Here is a 1785-nt window from a genome sequence, read left to right as displayed (position 1 = left end):
TGGTCATGTAAGGAACTCCGGTACTTGATCAGTCCGGTGTCCTGGGGTTGCATGAGCATCCCGGTTGGTCCGGTGGGTGGCGTCGAATGGTGGTCTGAGGGAGAGCCTCGTCCGACTGATTGCCACCGCTGGTCTGGCCACGGATGCCCCGGATGAGGGAAGTGGGCTGGTCCCGTCAGAGGCCGGGCCCGGTTGCAGCACATGAGTGGGAGCCGTCGTCAGATTGCTCTGCCTCCTTGGGACCGTGGTTGTCGTGCGGTGTGACCTGCGCGGACTTGCCGGAGTCGTTACTGGCTGTGGTCTGGGGAGGTCGGGTTGGTGCAGCGCAGGCTGGTCGGGATCGATCTGGGGATCGCGTCGGCGCACACGGTGCGGGTGCGTGACGAGGCTGGGCGGGAGGTGTGCCGGCGGCGGTGTGAACCGACGGTGGGCAGCCTGACCGTCATCGAGCAGGCTGCTCTGGCCGGAGCGGTGCCGGGCACCCGGCTGGAGGTGGTGATGGAGCCGACGGGGCCGGCGTGGTTGCCGATCGCGGTGTTCTTCACCGCCCGGGGGCACCTGGTGTTCCGGGTGTCGAGCGCGAAGGCGGCGGACCTGCGCCGGTTCCTGTCTCGGCATGCGAAGTCCAACGGTATCGACGCCGACACTCTCGCGCGGCTGCCGTTGATCGACCCGGACGGGCTGCGGCCGCTCGAGCTGCCGGACGCCGCTGCGGCGGCCCTGGACCGGCGAGTGCGGGCGTGTGACCGGCTGACTATGGCTGCTTCGGAGCACAAGGTGCGGATCAAGGACCTGGTCCGGCAGGTGATGCCGTGCACCCCGCTGACCGGTGACCTCGGCAAGGCCGATCTGGCGGTGCTGGAACAGCATGCCGACCCGCGTGCCCTGCTGCGGCTCGGCCGTGATGGGCTGACCGCGTTGATCGTCAAGGAGTCGAAGAACCACCAGGGCCAGGCCCGGGCTGAGCAGTGGCTGGCCGCCGCGCGGGCGGCGGTCGAGCTCTACGGCGATCATCCGGCGGTGGCGTTCGCCGACCTGGCCGCCGAGATCGCGACCGAGGTCCGGCTGCTGCGTGCCATCGACGCTGAACTGGCCGCGCATGCCGTCGAGCGGGAGTCCTGCTATCGGTGGGTGGACCCGATGCAGCTGGCGCGGAGCCTGCCGGGTCTGGCTGAGGTCGGTGGGCCGGCGATGACCGCGGTGATCGGCGACGCCGCTCGGTTCCCGACCGCGGCGCACTTCAAGTCCTACCTCGGCCTGGCACCGCGGGCGTCGGAGACCGGCGACACCGACCGCAAGGGCCAGCCGATGTCCAAGGCCGGCTCGAGGCTGGCCCGCGCGACCCTGATCCGGGCCGCGGACTGGGCCCGCAAACAGGATCCCCAGCTCGCGCGGGTCTACCACCAGCAGATGGTCGAACGCGGCGCCGAACACCTCAAGGCCAGCTGCGTGGTCGCCGGCCGCCTGGCCGAGCGGCTCTGGACGGTGATGCGCCGCCGGATGCCGTACGTGATCTGCGACGTCAACGGCACCCCGGTCACCCCGCAACAGGCCAAACAGCTCATCGCCGAGCAGTGGACCGTGTCCGAGGAGATCCGCCGCCGACGCCGCAGCAACAAGAAGAGCAGGGCGGGGAAGGCCCCTCAACAAGTCCTCACGGGACATGATCGAAAAGACGCTCAAAGCGCACGAACGAGGCGACCTTCCCCACATGAATCCTCCTCGGCCCGGTCACGGACCGTCAAGCCGACCCGCACTTGACAACAGATCCCCGATAGGGAATCA

General features: G+C 69.3%; 1 protein-coding gene. It reads left to right on the top strand.

The window, feature by feature from the left end; all coding sequences use genetic code 11:
* Positions 1-318: 318 nt before the first annotated feature.
* Entirely contained in the window at positions 319-1761 is a 1443-nt protein-coding gene (locus Aut01nite_RS43005) for a transposase (RefSeq protein ID WP_204037958.1), read from the top strand.
* The last annotated feature ends 24 nt before the right edge of the window (positions 1762-1785 follow it).

It is taken from the genome of Actinoplanes utahensis, assembly GCF_016862455.1.
GTDB lineage: Bacteria > Actinomycetota > Actinomycetes > Mycobacteriales > Micromonosporaceae > Actinoplanes > Actinoplanes utahensis.
The sequence above is the reverse complement of the archived record's forward strand: the minus strand, read 5'-3'. Positions and strand labels throughout refer to the sequence as shown.